At 61.0% G+C, this 17,506-nt stretch carries 17 protein-coding genes; 7 read left to right on the top strand and 10 right to left on the bottom strand.

All coding sequences use genetic code 11. The features are described 5' to 3' along the window. Positions 1-32 precede the first annotated feature (32 nt). The gene (yedA, locus tag HKK52_RS24790; RefSeq protein WP_169372950.1) at positions 33-959 is read right to left on the bottom strand and encodes a drug/metabolite exporter YedA; all 927 of its coding nucleotides are present in this window, start codon (positions 957-959) and stop codon (positions 33-35) included. A gap of 164 nt (positions 960-1,123) precedes the next feature. Between yedA and HKK52_RS24785 the strand changes: the two genes are divergently transcribed. Further along, complete coding sequence (locus tag HKK52_RS24785; protein ID WP_169372949.1) at positions 1,124-1,576, top strand: Lrp/AsnC family transcriptional regulator; 453 nt, start codon at positions 1,124-1,126, stop codon at positions 1,574-1,576. A gap of 145 nt (positions 1,577-1,721) precedes the next feature. Here the strand turns inward: HKK52_RS24785 and HKK52_RS24780 are convergent, their stop codons facing one another. The 4 genes from HKK52_RS24780 to HKK52_RS24765 form a co-directional block, all read right to left on the bottom strand. Continuing rightward, positions 1,722-2,216 carry a BRO-N domain-containing protein gene (locus HKK52_RS24780; protein ID WP_169372948.1) on the bottom strand — a complete coding sequence of 165 codons (495 nt, stop codon included), beginning with the start codon at positions 2,214-2,216 and terminating at the stop codon, positions 1,722-1,724. Between the two features lie 925 nt (positions 2,217-3,141). Continuing rightward, positions 3,142-3,753, bottom strand: a complete 612-nt coding sequence (locus tag HKK52_RS24775) for a 3'-5' exonuclease (protein ID WP_054052626.1) — start codon at positions 3,751-3,753, stop codon at positions 3,142-3,144. A gap of 22 nt (positions 3,754-3,775) precedes the next feature. Continuing rightward, the gene (locus HKK52_RS24770) at positions 3,776-4,255 is read right to left on the bottom strand and encodes a LabA-like NYN domain-containing protein (RefSeq protein ID WP_054616703.1); all 480 of its coding nucleotides are present in this window, start codon (positions 4,253-4,255) and stop codon (positions 3,776-3,778) included. 136 nt (positions 4,256-4,391) lie between these two features. After that, on the bottom strand, positions 4,392-5,144 hold the full coding sequence (locus tag HKK52_RS24765) for a DUF2076 domain-containing protein (protein WP_169372947.1): 753 nt from the start codon (positions 5,142-5,144) through the stop codon (positions 4,392-4,394). 177 nt (positions 5,145-5,321) lie between these two features. Here HKK52_RS24765 and HKK52_RS24760 point away from each other — a divergent pair, with 177 nt between their 5' ends. Both HKK52_RS24760 and HKK52_RS24755 read left to right on the top strand, forming a co-directional pair. Then, positions 5,322-5,996, top strand: a complete 675-nt coding sequence (locus HKK52_RS24760) for a YciC family protein (protein WP_169372946.1) — start codon at positions 5,322-5,324, stop codon at positions 5,994-5,996. A gap of 75 nt (positions 5,997-6,071) precedes the next feature. Beyond that, positions 6,072-7,151: an endonuclease/exonuclease/phosphatase family protein gene (locus HKK52_RS24755; RefSeq protein WP_169372945.1), complete on the top strand. Its 1,080-nt coding sequence runs from the start codon at positions 6,072-6,074 to the stop codon at positions 7,149-7,151. Between the two features lie 7 nt (positions 7,152-7,158). Here the strand turns inward: HKK52_RS24755 and hrpB are convergent, their stop codons facing one another. Beyond that, entirely contained in the window at positions 7,159-9,678 is a 2,520-nt protein-coding gene (gene hrpB, locus HKK52_RS24750) for an ATP-dependent helicase HrpB (protein ID WP_169372944.1), read from the bottom strand. 110 nt (positions 9,679-9,788) lie between these two features. On the opposite strand from hrpB, the gene HKK52_RS24745 reads away from it, so the two are divergent. Continuing rightward, positions 9,789-10,208, top strand: a complete 420-nt coding sequence (locus HKK52_RS24745; RefSeq protein ID WP_092277683.1) for a polyribonucleotide nucleotidyltransferase — start codon at positions 9,789-9,791, stop codon at positions 10,206-10,208. 29 nt (positions 10,209-10,237) lie between these two features. After that, complete coding sequence (locus HKK52_RS24740) at positions 10,238-11,143, top strand: cation diffusion facilitator family transporter (RefSeq protein WP_169372943.1); 906 nt, start codon at positions 10,238-10,240, stop codon at positions 11,141-11,143. Here the strand turns inward: HKK52_RS24740 and HKK52_RS24735 are convergent. Further along, positions 11,128-12,207: a DUF6515 family protein gene (locus tag HKK52_RS24735; RefSeq protein WP_169372942.1), complete on the bottom strand. Its 1,080-nt coding sequence runs from the start codon at positions 12,205-12,207 to the stop codon at positions 11,128-11,130. The genes HKK52_RS24740 and HKK52_RS24735 overlap by 16 nt on opposite strands. A 415-nt stretch (positions 12,208-12,622) precedes the next feature. Between HKK52_RS24735 and HKK52_RS24730 the strand changes: the two genes are divergently transcribed. Together HKK52_RS24730 and HKK52_RS24725 are read left to right on the top strand one after the other, a co-directional pair. Further along, entirely contained in the window at positions 12,623-13,102 is a 480-nt protein-coding gene (locus tag HKK52_RS24730) for an Lrp/AsnC family transcriptional regulator (RefSeq protein WP_007937367.1), read from the top strand. A gap of 234 nt (positions 13,103-13,336) precedes the next feature. Further along, positions 13,337-13,543 (top strand): DUF2788 domain-containing protein, encoded by a 207-nt coding sequence (locus HKK52_RS24725; RefSeq protein WP_054052468.1) that lies wholly within the window; start codon positions 13,337-13,339, stop codon positions 13,541-13,543. On the opposite strand, the gene HKK52_RS24720 is transcribed toward HKK52_RS24725, so the two are convergent. The 3 genes from HKK52_RS24720 to HKK52_RS24710 form a co-directional block, all read right to left on the bottom strand. Next, entirely contained in the window at positions 13,538-14,179 is a 642-nt protein-coding gene (locus HKK52_RS24720) for a pseudouridine synthase (RefSeq protein ID WP_169372941.1), read from the bottom strand. The two genes, HKK52_RS24725 and HKK52_RS24720, sit on opposite strands and share 6 nt — an antisense overlap. Positions 14,180-14,250: 71 nt before the next feature. Then, positions 14,251-15,750 carry an AMP nucleosidase gene (gene amn, locus HKK52_RS24715; protein ID WP_166656019.1) on the bottom strand — a complete coding sequence of 500 codons (1,500 nt, stop codon included), beginning with the start codon at positions 15,748-15,750 and terminating at the stop codon, positions 14,251-14,253. Positions 15,751-15,846: 96 nt separating this feature from the next. Next, positions 15,847-17,496, bottom strand: coding sequence for an acyl-CoA dehydrogenase family protein (locus HKK52_RS24710; protein WP_169372940.1), 1,650 nt, complete (start codon positions 17,494-17,496; stop codon positions 15,847-15,849). Positions 17,497-17,506: the final 10 nt, after the last annotated feature.

Genomic DNA, 17,506 nt, shown 5'->3' with positions numbered 1-17,506 from the left:
CGGAGCGGGTGTGCGATGGCGCGCAGTTTACCCTAATTCACACGGGATTCTGCGGGCGCCACCGCCACAGGTCGCACTGGAGCTCGTCGCCACTGCGGCAAACCGATCAACACCACGGCGCTGATGATCACCGCCATGGCAATCGCTTCCTCGATCCCGATGGTCTCGCCGACAAACACGATCCCCAGCAACACCGCCACCGCCGGGTTGACGTAGGCATAACTGGTGGCCGCCGCCGGACGCACATTTTTCAACAGGTACATGTAGGCGTTGAAGGCAATGATCGAACCGAAGCCGATCAGGTAAGCCAATGCGGCCCAGCCTTCCATCGGCGGCACGCTGTCCAGGTGTTCACCGCTGACGGCGCTGCCGATCAGCAACACTACGCCGCCCACCAGCATTTCCACGGCACTGGCCATCGCCCCTTGAGGCAACGGCAAGTGTTTGCTCCACACCGAACCAAAGGCCCAGGTCGCGGCGGCGAACACCAACAACGCCGCGCCCAACGGGCTCGATTGCAGGTTGGAGCCAAGGTTGAGCATGGCGATGCCGATCAGCCCGAGCACAATCCCGGCCCATTCGAGACGGGTATTACGCGCGCCCCAGAAATAGCCGAAGAGCAAGGTAAACAGCGGCACCGTTGCCACCGCCAGCGCAGCAACACCGGACGCCACGCCAGTGTGCTCAGCGACGCTCACCGCGCCGTTACCGAAACTGAGCAGCAAAATCCCGATGATCCCCGCCGCTTTCCACTGCGCCCAAGTGGGTGCCGGCGCCCCGCGCCAGCGCAGGAAGGCGTACATCAGCGTCCCGGCGATCACAAAGCGAATCCCGCCGAGCATCAACGGCGGCCAGTACTGCACGCCGATGCGAATGACCAGATAGGTCGAGCCCCAAATCACGTACAAGGCGAAAAAAGCGGCGATCAACGGTAGGGGGAAGCGACGTAAGCCAGGCATTGGGCAGCTCGAAGGCAGGACAAGGAGATTGGATATTCTAGAAAGGCCAAGCCGTAAAAATAAGTTACAAAACCTGTTTATCGCACCGGTACACTTTTCAAAGCACGGAGATCTGCGCGATAAACCGTGTTTTCGAAAGTCATGTCATTTTCAGGAATCCGACGATGGACAAGTACGACCGCATGCTCCTCAGCGCCCTGTTGGAAAACGGTCGCGCGTCCTACGCCGAACTGGCGCGCAAAGTGAACCTGTCCGCCCCGGCCGTGGCCGAGCGCGTGGCCAAGCTTGAGGCGTCCGGGGTGATTACCGGTTACCAGGCGAAAGTCGATATGTCGAAAATCGGCCTGCCGATCCAGTGCGTCATCGAACTGCGCCTGAACCAGCACGGTAACCAGAAGACTTACGACGACCTGATCAAAATCCCGCAATTGACCGAGTGCCATCGAGTGACCGGTGATCCGTGCGTGATCATGCAGGCGGCGGTGGGGTCGATGCCGGAGTTGGAAGAGTTGATCAATCGCATTGCCAAGTTTGGCTTCAGCAAGACGTCGATTGTGTTGTCGAGTGCGATAGAAAAGCGGGTGCCGTTGGGGCAGTTGGAAGGGAACGGCAAATAGCAATCCCGTAGGATCCCTGTAGGAGCTGTCGAGTGAAACGAGGCTGCGATCTTTTGATCTTGTTTTTTAGGGCAAGATCAAAAGATCGCAGCCTCGTTTCACTCGACAGCTCCTACACAGCTCCTACAGAGGTTCAGCGCTGTCGTCAGAATCCGCGAACGCCGCTATATCCGGCGCCCAACAAACACGGCATATCTTTTAAACGAACCCAGGGTTCCGTCCGCCAATGCAACAGGCTCAACGTGCCTCCTGCCCATTCCATCAAGCGCAAACTCGGCGCCTGATTCGAAGCCACCCCACCACCGTCCCGCAGCATCGGCACTACGTGATGGGTCAGCCAACGCCGCAGATGCCGGTTCTCCGGGCAGTAGTGATAGACCAGCATCGCGTATACGCCGGATTCGCTCAGCATCAGCGTTTCCAGGAGGGCGTCGCTTCCGGATAAACACATCATCCGGCGTTGATCGGCGTCGAGCTTGAGTGCGTAACGGCCGTTTATTTCTACGCCCATTAACCGGCCGATATCCCGGGCGCAGAACCAGGCTTCTGCGTGCAGCAAAAGGGCTCGCAATTGGATGTGATGGCGGATGAAGGTTTGGGGGATGAAGGGAATAGGGGGATTAGGGGTAATTTTGACCATGTCGATTTTCTCCTTTTTAAAGTCGGAGCTACCAACATCACTTGCAGATGATGGGTGGCAGCTATGCGCGGGCCTGCAAGACCGAGTAGGAGATACTCTCGGCAGACCCGAAGGTCTCCCGCACACAGCTACCATAAATCGATGGGCGCTAATGAAAGCGACGCGATTATAGGTGCGCATGTTATCTCCTACAAACTACGGTGGGCTTGCAGACCCGATCGCTGAGTTTTCAGCGACGGTCAAAAGGTTATCGATGCCCCAGATAAGGGGCAAGACAGACATTCCCTAAAATTCGGTAGGACTGATCATCAAACCGGAGCCGCCGTTAAACACCAATCTGACGTAGATCGTTCCCATGCTCCGCGTGGGAATGCAGCCAGGGACGCTCCGCGTCCCAAGGGCGGACGCAGAGCGTCCGGTGAGGCATTCCCACGCAGAGCGTAGGAACGATCATAGGTAGGGTGTGAGTCAGAACCCGCGATGGCGCTTGAGGTTTTAGATCGTTCCCACGCTCCGCGTGGGAATGCAGCCAGGGACGCTCCGCGTCCCAAGAGCGGACGCAGAGCGTCCGGTGAGGTATTCCCACGCAGAGCGTAGGAACGATCATAGGTAGGGTGTGAGTCAGAACCCGCGATGGCGCTTGAGGTTTTAGATCGTTCCCATGCTCCGCGTGGGAATGCAGCCAGGGACGCTCCGCGTCCCAAGAGCGGACGCAGAGCGTCCGGTGAGGCATTCCCACGGGTCGCGTGGGAACGATCATAGGCAGGGTGTCAGTCAGAACCCGCGATGGCGCTTGAGGTTTTAGATCGTTCCCACGCTCCGCGTGGGAATGCAGCCAGGGACGCTCCGCGTCCCAAGAGCGGACGCAGAGCGTCCGGTGAGGCATTCCCACGGGTCGCGTGGGAACGATCAGCACCGCTAAATTCTAGAACCCGCGATGGCGCTTGAGATGTTCGTTGATCTTCGCCGCCGGCACTTTCTGCAAGCTGACCAACAAATCATGGGACAACTCGCGCAACCCATGTTGTTGGCGCAGTTGCTCAGCCAGGTGCGTCGTCAGGTTCGCCGCCATTTCCGCATCCGCCATCGCCCGGTGAGCCTTGCCGGTGTTGGGCAGGCTGGCGAAGGTGGTGAGGGTGCCGAGTTTGTGGTTCGGCGCGGCGGGCATCAAACGTCGGGCCAGCAGCAGCGAACAGGCAAAGTTCTGCAACCGCGTACGCTTGATTCGCCCCAGTTCAAAATCCCAGAACTTCTGGTCAAACGCCGCGTTGTGCGCCAGCAGCGGCGTAATGCCGACGAACTCGTTCACCTCGTTCATCACCTGCTCGGCCGAGGGCGCGGTGCGCAGCATGGCGTTGCTGATGCCGGTGAGTTGTTCGATGAAGGCCGGCACGCGTACGCCGGCGTTCATCAGGCTTTGGTAACGCTCGACGATGCGCCCCTGTTCGAGGATCACCACGGCGATTTCCGTGGCCCGGCAGCTGCTGCTCGGGGAGATCCCGGTGGTTTCAAAGTCGATGACTGCTATGCGTTCCAAACCTGTTTCAACTCCGTAAAAATCAATTCTTGAGCAGCAACGCGCCTTCGATCGGCACGTAGCGGCTGGCGGCGCGGATCAGCGAGTTGGCGGTCAGGCCCGGCACGCCGTAGGCCACGGCTTGCACGCCGTGCTTGCTGATGATGCGCTCCAGCAGCATGTCGAAATCACCGTCGCCGGAGGCCAGCACCACTTCGTCGACGTGATCCGCGGCGTCCATGATGTCGAGGGTGATGCCCACGTCCCAGTCGCCCTTGGCCGAACCGTCGCTGCGCTGGATGTACGGCTTGAGCTTCACCACAAAACCGAGGTTGCGCAGGATCTGCTGGAACTGCTGCTGTTTGCTGTCTCCGCGATCGATGGCGTAGGCGTACGCCTCGACGATCTCGCCCTGTTTGCTGATATCAGCCCACAGCGCGGCATAGTTGAAGTGGCAACCATAGGCCTGACGCACGGTGTAGTAGAGGTTTTGAACGTCGGCGAACACTGCGATTTTCTTCATCGCATTTCCCTCTTGGCGCACAGGCGCAGGCTTGAATCCGGCACTAGGCCCGAAAAGTCGCCCAGTATGCCAGCCCGGAGGATTGTTCCGCGAATAATCGGCCCGGGGCGCTTATGCGCCCCGGACGAGTGGTGGGTCAGACGAAGGAGTCGTCGTCATCGCCGCCGAAGAATGACGAGCTGTCATCGCTGTAGTCGGCGTCGGTGAAATTGCCCTGGTCGTTGGAGTCGTTACCGGCCACGTTCTGGTCGTTGTTCCAGTCGTTGCCGCTATGGTCGTTGACCTGGGCCGGCTCTTCCTTGATGACTTCGACGATTTCCTGGGGTTGTTGATTGCTGTGGAACAGGCTGCTGATGCCTTGCGCCAGCATCACGCCACCGGCCACGCCGGCCGCGGTTTTCAGGGCGCCGCCGAGGAAACCACTACCCACCGGCGCCTGTTGTTGTGGCGCGTAGTTCTGTTGCGGGGCGCCGAAGTTTTGCTGGGGCGGTTGTGAGTTGAACGATGGCCGCGCCGGTTCACGCCAGCCGCCGGTCGCGGGCGGTGGACTTTGCGTCGGCGCAGGCTGCGGATCGCGGGAACCGCCGCCGAAGATACTCGACAGGAAACCACCACCGCTCGGGGCCGGCGCGGATGCCTTGGCCTGTTGCAGTTCGGCCTGCAATTGCTGGATCTGCTGGGCCTGTTGCTTGTTCTGTTCATCGAGGCTTTTGATCGCAGCCTCTTGCACCAGAATCGCCTGGGTCATGAAATAGCCCGCGGCGGGCTGGCGAGTCAGGTGCTCCTTGATCCGCGTCTCGGCCTGGGCGTCGCGCGGGGCTGAGTCCGTTTCGGCCTGTTGCAGCCGGGAAAACAGTCCATCGATCAGGGTTTGTTCTTCGCTGTTCATGGCGACCTCGTAGATTGCCGGGAATATCGTCACCCTCATCCACTGTGGATAAGGTGCTTGACAGTAATGGGGCTGCAACAGGATGTTTCAATGGCCTTTACCTAACGTTTACGTTTGCGCCCCCCGGCGTTTCATCGGTTAAAGTGTGGGACTGCTTTTAACCTGCGATACCGACTGATGAATCCGTTCGAAGTGCTGCGTGACTCCTTGTATTTCTTCAAGCGCAATCTGGGCCAGATCGTGCAACTGTGCCTGCCGCTGGTGATTTTCGAGGCGTTCCTGCAACAAATCGTCGACAACACCACCGAACCGGACAGTTTCCCCGGGTACAGCGTGATTGTCGGTTTGCTGGTGTATCCGCTGTACACCGCCGCGCTGATCCTGTTTCTCGATGCTCGCAGCCGTGGCGAATCGCCGCGCATCCGCGACCTGCTGGCCATGTCCGCGACCCTGTGGCCGCGCTTCGCCCTGCTCACCGCGCTCAATACGCTGCTGATTCTTATTGGCCTGTCGCTGTATTTCCTGCCGGGCATCTGGCTGATGGTGACCCTCGCATTCGCTGAGTATTTGCTAGTGCTGCGCGGCCTGGCGCCACTGGCGGCGATGAAGGAAAGCCTGCGCCTGACCCGCGGCCATTTCCTGCGGATCCTCGTGTGCATTCTGGCGGTGATGGCACCGTTGTGGTTGCTCAAGGGTGCCAGCCTGGAGGTCTACCCGGAGCCACAGAACCCGGTGCTCGGCTTGCTGATCGACAGCGCCCACAGCTTCTTGCAACTGTTCACCAGCGTGGTCCTGTTCCGTCTGTTCATGCTGATCGGCGAAGCGCCTGACAAAAACGACGGAACAGTCTGACTGCTCTACCCTTGGGCGCCGGCACTGCTCTCGGGTATGCTCGGGGTCATCTTTGTAACGCTATAAGCCGAGCCAATGACCCGTCTACTGCGCTACACCCTGCTGGGCCTGCTGCTGATCGTCGGCCTGGCCGGCCTGCTGATCTACAGCGTGACCTGGCGCCCCGAAGCCAAGGAAGTGTTGCCGGTCAGCTGCAACGCCAAGGCGCCAACTCTGGTCCCCGGCCAGGCCTTGAAGGTGATGACCTGGAACGTCCAGTACCTGGCGGGCAAACGCTACGTATTCTGGAACGACCTGGCCCAGGGCGATGATGAAAACCCCACGCTTGAAGACATGGCGTTCAGCCTCGATGAAGTGGCGCGTGTGATTCGTGATGAGCAACCGGACATTGTGTTGCTGCAAGAACTCGATAACGGCGCCAAGGCCAGCGATTATCAGGACCAGTTCAAACTGTTGCAGGAACGGGTCGCCGACCTGTTCCCATGCAGTGCTCACACCTTCGACTGGAAGGCCGACTTCGTCCCCGAGCCGCACATTTTTGGCAGTGTCGGCCGGCAACTGGCAACCCTGAGCCGCTACCAGATCAAGCATGCCGAGCGCATGCAGTTGCCAGTGACGCCGGCCAATGTCATCAGCCGTCAATTCAAACCGAAAAATGCCTTGCTGGCGACGTATCTACCGCTGAGCGATGGCGGGCAAATCGCAGTGCTCAATACGCATCTGGATCGCGTGATCCAACCCGACGACACCCTGCAAGCGCAGGTGACCGCGGTGGCCAAAGTCCTCGACAAATACGAAAGTCGTGGCACGCCGTGGCTGATCGGCGGGGATTTCAATCTCTTGCCGCTGGGCCAGTACCGACGCCTGCCCACCGAGCAACGCACACCCTACTCCGCCGACAGCGCACTGCATGTGCTGTGGGACAAATACCCGATGATCCCTACAAATAATGAAGCCAGCGGTGTCGACCGGGCGCAGTGGCTGACCCATTACCCGAACGACCCCGGCTTGAACGGCCCGGACCGGACGGTTGATTACCTGTTCTACAGTCCGCGGATCAAGCGGGTTGAGGCGACGGTGCGGCAGGACGATACGTTGCGGATTTCCGATCATTTGCCGGTGATCGCGCGGTTTTTGTTGCCGGCGGCACCTTAAAAGATCTTCAGCTTTTACGCGGCTTGATCCGCGCCGTCGCCTCGGCCACCAGCGGGTCATCCGGCCAGTAATGTTTCGGATACCGCCCCTTCAAATCCTTCTTCACCTCGGCATAGGTGCTACGCCAGAAGTTCGCCAGATCCTGGGTCACCTGCACCGGCCGCCGTGCCGGGGACAACAGGTGCAGCTTGACCACCTGCCGCCCACCGGCGATGCGCGGGGTTTCGGCCAGACCGAATAGCTCCTGTAATCGCACCGCCAGAATCGGTGGTTGCTCGCTATAGTCGAGGCGAATCGATGACCCGGACGGCACGCTCAAATGATGCGGCGCCAGTTCATCCAGCCGTTGCGGCAAGGGCCACGGCAGCAGGTTATGCACGATGCTCGACAGGTCCAGGTTGGCGAAGTGACTCAGGCGCGAGACTTTGCCCAGGTACGGCATTAGCCAGTGTTCAAGGCTTTTAAGCAAAGCGGCGTCGCTGACATCCGGCCATTCACTTTCGCCCTTGGCAGCAAGGTCCAGCTGGCGCAACAACGCCACCCGCGCCTGCCACTGACGCAGCTCCGGAGTCCACGGCAACAACTCCAGACCTTTGCGCCGCACCAGGTTGACCAGCGCCTGACTGCGGGCGCTTTCGTCGAGGCCGGTCAAGGGTTCGCGGCTGAGGATCAACTCGCCGACCTTGCGCTGCCGCTCGGCCCGCAACACGCCTTCGCGCTCGTCCCAATCCAGTTGATCGACGCAACGCACTTGCTCTGCCAGCACTGAATCGAACAACGCCGGATCAAAATCTGCTGCCAGGTAAATCCGCTCTTCTCGCTGGCCCTGGCGACTGCCGAGGTCGGCGATCACCAGCCAGGGTTGCTTCATCAAACTGTCGGCCTCGGCGAACAGCGCCGCCCGGCCATTGGCCAGACGATATTCCGCGCCACCGGCCCGCCGCTGTTGCGCGACACGATCCGGGTAGGCCAACGCCAACAATGCGCCGAGCCAACGCGGATGATCGGGATCGCTGACCGGCTCCGAGGCTTTACCGCGCAAATAGCCGCGATACTGCCGCGCCAGTTGCCGGGCACGTTGCACGCCACCCTGGGCACCGCGGGCGGCGCGCTCTTCGCCGGACAACAGCACCAATCGGCTGTGCAGATCGGCGCCAGCGCCGCGCACAATATCGCGCTCGCCCAGCAGTGCGGCGACATCGCAAGCCATGTCCGCCAGCCCCAACGCCTGTCCGCGCAACAGCAAATGGCCGATACGCGGATGCGCCGGCAATTCGGCCATCGCCTGGCCGTGCCGGGTCAGCGCTTCGCCGTCCAGGGCGCCGAGGCGATCGAGCAAATCCTGGGCCTGTGCATACGCGGCGGCAGGCGGCACGTCGAGCCAGACCAATTGACCCGGTGTCACGCCCCAGCGGCCAAGTTGCAACGCCAATCCGGCAAGGTCCGCTGAAAGAATTTCCGCACTGGCGTAGGCCGCCAGTTGTTCATGCTGATCCTGCGACCACAAGCGATAACACACACCCGGCTCCAATCGTCCGGCCCGACCTGCGCGCTGCGTGGCGCTGGCGCGAGAAATACGCTGAGTATCGAGACGAGTCATGCCGCTGCCGGGATCGAAACGCGGGACCCGCGCCAGCCCGGCATCGATCACCACACGCACGCCGTCGATGGTCAGGCTGGTCTCGGCGATGTTGGTGGCCAGCACCACTTTGCGAAAGCCTGCCGGCGCCGGATCAATCGCGGCGCGTTGCGCAGCCAGATCAAGTTCACCGTGTAACGGGCAAAGCAGAACTTGCGTGCTCTGGCCCAGAGCATCAGCCAGTTGTTGATGCACGCGACGAATCTCCGCCTGCCCCGGCAGGAACACCAGCACGCTGCCGGTTTCATCGTTCAAGGCTTCGAGGATGGTTTGCACCAGGCGCGGCTCAATAAATTCACCGGGCTGGAACGGCCGCCCCCAGCGCATCGCCACCGGGTACATGCGGCCTTCGCTGCGCAGGATCGGCGCGTCATCGAGCAACCCGGCCAGGCGCTCGCCTTCCAGCGTTGCGGACATCAAGAGGATTTTCAGCGGTTGGTCGTCACGAAACAGCTCGCGGCCATTGAGGCTCAGGGCCAACGCCAGATCCGCGTCGAGACTGCGCTCGTGGAATTCATCGAAGATCAAAAGACCCACGCCTTCCAGCGCCGGATCATCCTGCAAACGTCGGGTCAGAATGCCTTCGGTGACCACTTCGATGCGGGTGTTGGGACCGACTTTGCTGTCGAGACGAATGCGATAACCGACGGTTTCACCAACCTTCTCACCCAGTTCACTGGCCAAACGCTCCGCCGCCGCGCGCGCCGCCAACCGCCGTGGTTCGAGCATCAGAATCGTCTGCCCGGCCAGCCACGGCTCATGGAGCAAGGCCAACGGCACGCGGGTGGTTTTACCGGCGCCGGGCGGTGCTTCGAGCACGGCTTCGTGGCGTGTCGCCAAGGCTTCACGCAGGGCGGGTAAAACTTCATCAATCGGCAAAGAAATCATGCTGGCTCCCAAACAGAGGCGCGAGTATAACGGCGAACTGCTTGGCGTTAATCACAGTCCTAATTCATATAGACGCCCGTTCGTTTTTCAAATGACTCAGGAGATTTCATATGCGTATCCCCTTTCGCCTGATTGGCGGTGTTCTGGTCGCCACCCTGCTGACCCAGGTGACCGCCTGCGGATCGATTTTCTACCCGGACCGTCGCGGCCAGATTGACGGCAAGATCGACCCGGCCATCGCGGTGCTCGATGCCGTCGGCCTGCTGTTCTACGTTATCCCTGGCCTGATCGCTTTTGCCGTCGACTTCGCCACTGGCGCGATTTATTTTGAACCGGGCAAGACCGCGCAGGTGGCGCCGGAAAAACTCAAGGAAGCGATCGGCCCGGACGGCCAGGTCGATAACCGCAAGTTGCAGACTATTCTGGAAACCGAGCTGGGCCGCAGCTTCCCGCTGGACGATCCACGCCTGATCCAGCACAAGGGCAGCACCCAGCAACTGGCCATGTTTGGCCTGCAACCTGCCGCATAATCCATTCAATTAAAGGGCCTGCTTCACCCATGACCACCAGCCTCGAACACGCTCGCCTACTGCGGTTGGCGACCCGCGCCTCCGTGGCGGTGGCTTGCACGCTGATTATTGCCAAAGCTATCGCCTGGTGGCTCAGCGGGTCGGTGAGCATGCTCGCCGGGTTGACCGACTCGGCACTCGACGGCATCACTTCGCTGCTCAATCTGCTGGCGGTGCATTACGCCTTGCGCCCGGCCGACGACGATCATCGCTACGGCCACGGCAAGGCCGAATCGCTGTCGGGCATGGCCCAGGCGCTGTTCATTGGCGGCAGTGCGGTGCTGATTGCCCTCCAGGCGTTCGATCGCTTGAAACACCCGGAACCGGTGGGCGCGCCGTGGATCAGCATCGGGGTGATCATTTTCTCCCTCGCGCTGACCGTGGCCTTGCTGATGTTGCAACATCGGGTGATCAAGGCCACCGGCTCCAACGCCGTGCGCGCCGACTCGCTGCATTACCGTTCTGATCTGTTGCTCAACGGCAGCATTCTGGTGGCACTGGTGCTCGCCGGGTTCGGCTGGCATCAACTGGACGCCTGGTTCGGCCTGGGAATTGCCGTGTACATCCTCTGGAGCGCGGTGCATATCGCCCGGGAAAGTTTCGCGGTACTGATGGATGAAGAACTGCCGCCGGATGTCAGCCAGCACATGCTGGAGCTGGCGTGCGCTGTGCCGGGAGTGCTGGGGGCGCATGATTTGCGTACGCGGATTTCCGGTAACCACTGGTTTGTGCAGTTGCACCTGGAATTGCCGGGGGAGCTGACGTTGTCAGTCGCCCACGGCATCAGCGATCAAGCCGCCGATGCCATTCACGCCGCTTACCCACGAGCCGAAGTGCTGGTGCACGCCGACCCGCAGGAAGTGGTGTTGGCAGCCAAGGATCAGAAGGTCACTTGATAACCGCGACTGCCCAGGCAGTTGCCCTGCGCCTGGCGGTAGGCTTGCACGACTGACGGATCAGGCTGGTACGTCGCGGTTTGCGGATTGAAGCCACTTTGCTGCACCGCGTATTGCGAGCACTCGTAACCGTCCTGGGCGACCTGCTCCGGCGACTGGCCGTTGGCCGGATACGCCGTCACATCAATGCCGTTGCTGGTCGGTTGCGGTTGTGGGGCGCCTGTCGGTGGTTCGACCACCACGTAATCCTGAGTACTTTGTTCGTAGGCGTAATACGAGCCGGCCGCGAGGAACAACAGCGCCCCGCCGATCCACACTTCACGGGCGTAGTCAGGCATGTAGTGCACGCGGATCCCGCGCGGCGGCTGAACCACTACATAGCGCGGACCTTGTGGTCGATACCAGTAGCCGCCGGAGTAGAAGTAGTCCTGGCCACGGTACGGCACGCGGAAGTTGCGGTCCGGGAAGCGATCGACCATCTGACCGGGACGATACTGCGGGCCTGGGCCCCAACCGTTGCCGTGCCCGTTCGGGCGACCTTCCCAGCGATGGTCATCGGGACGCGGGCCCTGATTGCCGTTCTGCCAGTGCTGATTGTTATCGTTGCGGCGCGGGATGTCCTGATAGTTACCGTAGCGCGGCTGTTGGGTCTGGCGCACGGTGTCGGGCCGACCCTGGATCGGCAGGCTATTGGCCGGTAGTTGCGGCGGCGGTGGCGCCGGACGAACCTGAGTGTTGGCATCGTGCGGCTGACGGTTCTGCCATTGGCCGTCGTTCCGGTTCTGGCCGTTGTGCTCGAACTGGCGGCTGTTGTCGCCACGAATGATCTGGTTGTTCTGCGGACGCGGCTGGTTCTGCTGCGGAGTATTCTGCGGCCGTGGTTGATTTTGTTGCGGGTTGTTTTGCGGACGAGGCTGGTTCTGACCCTGATTGTCACCCTGATGCTCCGGCCCGCGCTGCCCGCCATGGGGGCTGCGGCTTTCCTGATCATCGGCGAGCGATTGCGCGCTGACACTTACACACAGCAAACCAACACCGGCCAAACGCCAGATGCGCGACTTCATGCTCTTCCTCACTGCGGGTTAGGGCTTGTACATGAGACTGGGAAAGCACAGGCCGGTTCTGCAACAGGTTATCAGTCACGCAACTTATTTATTGAGCAATAAAAAAGGGAGACCCGTCGGCCTCCCTTTGAGAACTTCGTCCGTGCTCGACGCTTATGACGTCGGCTCACCTCACGCCGTCTTCTGGACAGTGTGTAGCTCGGGGGCCGGCACATCCCCGGTGGGGGTGGCGGCCGCGACTGGCCTGATTGGGCGAGTCGCTGTGGACTGTTTGTCCGAGCAGTGATTCTGGTAATTAGAATAGGCCTGGGGCGCTGGCAGAGGATTGCGAAGATTGCTCAAATAAACATCACTTGCGCAATTTTTAACCCTGGATAGATAATCTGCCGCAATAGTTACGACAAAGGACTGATTGATGAGCAAACTCGACCGTTACGACCTGAGCATTTTGGCGGAATTGCAGCGTGACGCGCGCATCTCCAACCAGGAACTGGCCGAACGCATCGGCCTGTCGCCTTCGCCGTGCTCGCGCCGCGTCAAACAGCTGGAAGACGACGGCTACATTTCACGCCAGGTGGCCCTGCTGGACCGCAAGATGCTTGGCCTGAGCCTCACGGCCTATGTGCTGATCGGCATGGACCGGCACACGCCTGAGCGTTTCGAAAATTTCGAAGCGGCGATCCGGACCTTGCCGCAAGTGCTGGAATGCAGCCTGGTGACCGGGATGGATGCGGACTATCAGCTCAAGGTAGTGGTACCGGACATGGATCATTACCAGAAACTGCTGCTGGGGCATTTGACCCGGATTGAAGGGGTGACCAGCGTTCGCTCGAGTTTTGTGTTGAATCAGGTGTTGAACAGCACCGAGTTACCGTTGACGCATCTGCGCAGTTGATCGAGTTGCAGATCGTTCCCACGCGACCCGTGGGAATGCCGCCATGGACGCTCCGCGTCCGCCGTGAATCGTGACGCAGAGCGTCACAGGATGCATTCCCACGCAGAGCGTGGGAACGATCACTCTGCGGGCGACCAATGACCGCGACACACCGACGCAGGTCAATGCCCCGGCATTGCCCCATGGCGTATACTCGCCCCGCCCTTTTAGCCGCGCCCGCGCTGGAGATGTTCGATGGATCCTGCAGTATTCGAAGAGTGGATGATGACTGGCCTGGTCAGCATCCTGATCATTTTCATGGGTTTCATCGTCTGGGATCTGGCGAAAAAATCCAAGGCTGGCAAGTTCGGCACCATGATCCTGTTCTTCGTGCTGGGCCTGGGGATCTTCGCGTTCATCATCAAAAGCGTGGTCATCGCGTACATCGAAAACCATTCATAACCGCGCCGGCACTTCCTTCCACTGGCCCTGATCGAGCCCTTCGATCGACCAGTCGCCGATTCTGACCCGCACCAGACGCAATGTCGGCAAGCCGACCGCCGCGGTCATGCGTCGTACCTGACGGTTGCGACCTTCACGAATCACCAGCTCCAGCCAACGGGTCGGCACACTTTTGCGAAAGCGTACCGGCGGGTTGCGCGGCCACAGGTCAGGCTCTTCAAGCTGCCGCGCTTCGGCCGGCAAGGTCATGCCGTCGTTCAACTCGACGCCATCGCGCAAGCGCTGCAACTGCTCGGCGCTCGGTTCGCCTTCTACTTGCACCCAATAGGTCTTGGCCAGTTTGTGTTTCGGGTCGGCGATCCGCGCCTGAAGCTGGCCGTCGTTGGTCAGCAACAGCAAACCTTCGCTGTCGCGGTCCAGCCGCCCCGCCGGATAGATCCCGGGAATCTCGATGTAATCCTTGAGCGTCGCCCGCCCTTCACCGTCGCTGAATTGCGTCAGCACATCGAACGGTTTATTGAACAGAATCAATTTCGGCTCGGCCGGCGGCGCTTTGGCGACACGGCGCGGGGCGGATGAGGATTGCGGGCTATTCGCGCCAGGGCGGCGGGAAATGGGACGTGGAGGACGAGACATGGCAAAGAGAACATCTAACGGTCAGGGCTGACAATGCTAGTGCCCTGACCGCTAAATGACCATCGCAACGATTAGCGGAATGGCGGCTCGTCGAAGCTGCGCAGTTTGCGCGAGTGCAACGAGTTGAGTTCGGTGCGCAACAGATCCACCGCCTCGATACCGATCTTCAAGTGCTGGCTGACCGCGCGTTCATAGAAGGCGTTGGCCGAACCCGGCAGTTTGATTTCGCTGTGCAACGGTTTGTCCGAGACACAGAGCAACGTGCCGTACGGCACCCGCAAGCGATAACCCTGGGCGGCGATGGTGCCGCTTTCCATGTCCACCGCCACGGCGCGGGACAGGTTGATCAATGGCCGCTCCTGAGCCCAACGCAGTTCCCAGTTACGGTCATCGTAGGTCAGCACGGTGCCGGTGCGCAGGCGCTTCTTCAGTTCGTCGCCCTTCTCGCCGGTGATGTTGGCCGCTGCTTGCTGCAACGCCATTTGCACTTCGGCCAGGGCCGGGATCGGAATGTTCGGCGGCACGACCCGGTCGAGAATCCCGTCGCGGCGCATGTAGGCGTGAGCCAGCACGTAGTCGCCAATGGTCTGGGACTGACGCAGGCCGCCGCAGTGGCCGATCATCAGCCAGCAATGCGGACGCAGCACCGCCAAGTGGTCGGTGATGTTCTTGGCGTTGGACGGGCCGACGCCGATGTTCACCAGGGTCACGCCGTGGCCATCGCTGGCGATCAGGTGATAGGCCGGCATCTGGTAACGGTGCCAGACCACGCCCGCGGCAATCGCCGAGGCTTCGCCGTGGTCCATGCTCTTTTCGATGATCACGTTGCCCGGCAACACCATGCGCACAAAACGCGGATCGCTGCGCAACTGCTCCAGGCCATGGACGATGAACTGGTCGACATAGCGGTGGTAGTTGGTCAGCAGGATCCACGGCTGCACATGCCGCCAGTCGCTGCCGGTGTAATGCACCAGCCGGCGCAGGGAGAAATCCACCCGCGCCGCATCAAACAGCGCCAACGGCAGCGGATCGGTGTTTTCCCAGTCGTACAGGCCATCGGCGATGCCGTCGGTGGCGGCGGACAGGTCGGTACTCGGAAACACCCGCGCCAGCGTGGCAGCGGTGACGCCTGAGCCGGCCAACTCATCGCCCTGCTCGACCACGTACGGATACGGAATGTTCTGCTGGCTGACGCCGACTTCCACCGTGACGGTGAAGTCGTGCATCAGCGGCACCAACTGTTCCAGCAGGTATTTACGGAACGCCGCCGGGTGGGTGACGGTGACGCTGTAGGTTCCCGGCAACTGAACCTTGGCGTAGGCGCGGGTGGTTTGTGGCACTTCGCCGTGACAGAGGTAGGTCAGGCGCAACTCGGGATAACGAAACATCGCACGCTGTTCGGCGTCCGGTTCGATTCGATCCTTGAGGTAACGTTTGAGCGCCTGATTCAGCGCAGAAGTAGCCTGCTCATGCAGGGCGGCGAGCCGGTCTACGGCTTGTTCGGCGGTTTGAACAACAATAAACGCTTCGGTCACGATCAGCTTCCTGTGTTCTGACTTGCAGACCTTCATCTTGCCTGCATCGTCGCTTCACGGGAACAGTGGCGTGAGGATGGCGGCCCACCCTCTCGAACCATACACAACACTTGTGGCGAGGTATCGGCGTGATCAAAAACCTTGAGGGGTCGAGCGCGCCACGATTGCTTCCACGTCGAGCCCGCGCGGCAACGCGCCATACACCCGCCCCGCCGAACCAAGTCGGCTGGCAATAAATGCATCACTGACCGCCGCATTCCCCGCTTCCAGCAACAACTTGGCCTGCAAGCCCAGCGCAATGTCTTCAGTCAACTGCCGGGCGCGGTATTGAATGTCGCTGGTGTCCTTGAACGCCGCCTGCAATTGAGTGATGTGCGCGGCCAGGCGTTTGTCGCCGTGACCATCGCCCAACTCGCTGAACAACACATCCAGCACGCCCGGCTCTTTCGACAAGGCCCGCAGCACGTCGAGGCATTGCACGTTGCCGGAACCTTCCCACGTCGAATTCACCGGCGCCTCACGGTACAGGCGCGGCAGGATGCTTTCTTCGACATAACCGGCACCGCCCATGCACTCGGCGGCTTCGTTGATCATTCCCGGCGCACGCTTGCAGATCCAGTATTTGCCCACCGCTGTCACCAGCCGGGCGAATTTGGCTTCGTGGCTGTCATTCAGATGATCCAGCGCCTTGCCCATGCGCAAGCTCAACGCCAAAGCGGCTTCGCTTTCCAGGGCCAGGTCGGCCAGGACGTTTTGCATCAACGGTTGTTCGCTGAGCAACTTGCCGCCGACGGTGCGGTGGGCGCAGTGATGGCTGGCCTGGGTCAGGGCCTGGCGCATCAGCGCACTGGAACCGACCATGCAATCGAAGCGGGTCATGGCGACCATTTCGATGATGGTCGGCACACCTCGACCTTCTTCGCCGATCATCCACGCCAGCGCACCACGGAACTCCACTTCGCTGGAGGCGTTGGAGCAATTGCCGAGTTTGTTTTTCAGGCGCTGGATGTAGAACTGATTGCGCGTGTCGTCCGGGCGATGTCGCGGCAGCAGGAAGCAGGTCAGGCCTTTGTCGGTCTGGGCCAGAGTCAGGAACGCATCGCACATCGGCGCCGAACAGAACCACTTGTGCCCCACCAATTCATAGGCCTGGCCCGGACCGCTGGCACCCACCGGATAGGCCTTGGTGGTGTTGGTCCGCACGTCGGTGCCGCCCTGTTTCTCGGTCATGGCCATGCCGATGGTGACGCCAGCCTTGTGCGCCATGCCGACGTTACGCGGGTCGTATTCAGTGGCGAGGATTTTTGGCAGCCATTGCTCGGCCAGGTCCGGTTGCAGGCGCATCGCCGGGACGCTGGCGAAAGTCATGGTCAACGGGCAACCACTGCCGGCCTCAGCCTGGCTGTGCAGGTAACTCATGGAGGCGCGCGCAACGTGGGCGCCGGGCTGCGGATGCGCCCACGGCAACGAGGTCAGGCCGTGTTCGACCGCGGTGCGCATCAGTTCGTGATAGGCCGGGTGAAATTCAACCAGGTCGATGCGATGACCATAACGGTCGTGACTGACGAACACCGGTTTGTTCTGATTGGCCAGGAACCCGGCTTCCATCAGCGGCCCACCGGCCAATGCACCATACGCGTCAATCCGCGACTCGGCCCAACCGGCACCAAAGCGTCGCGACCACTCCTGCAACGGCAGGTCGATGCGATACAGGTTGGTGCCGTCCAGGGACGGTGGCTGGTTGGTGACTTCGTGGGTTTCGGCGAACTGATGCAGGTTCATGACGGGGCTC

The organism is Pseudomonas sp. ADAK2 (assembly GCF_012935755.1).
Classification (GTDB): Bacteria; Pseudomonadota; Gammaproteobacteria; order Pseudomonadales; family Pseudomonadaceae; genus Aquipseudomonas.
The sequence above is the reverse complement of the archived record's forward strand: the minus strand, read 5'-3'. Positions and strand labels throughout refer to the sequence as shown.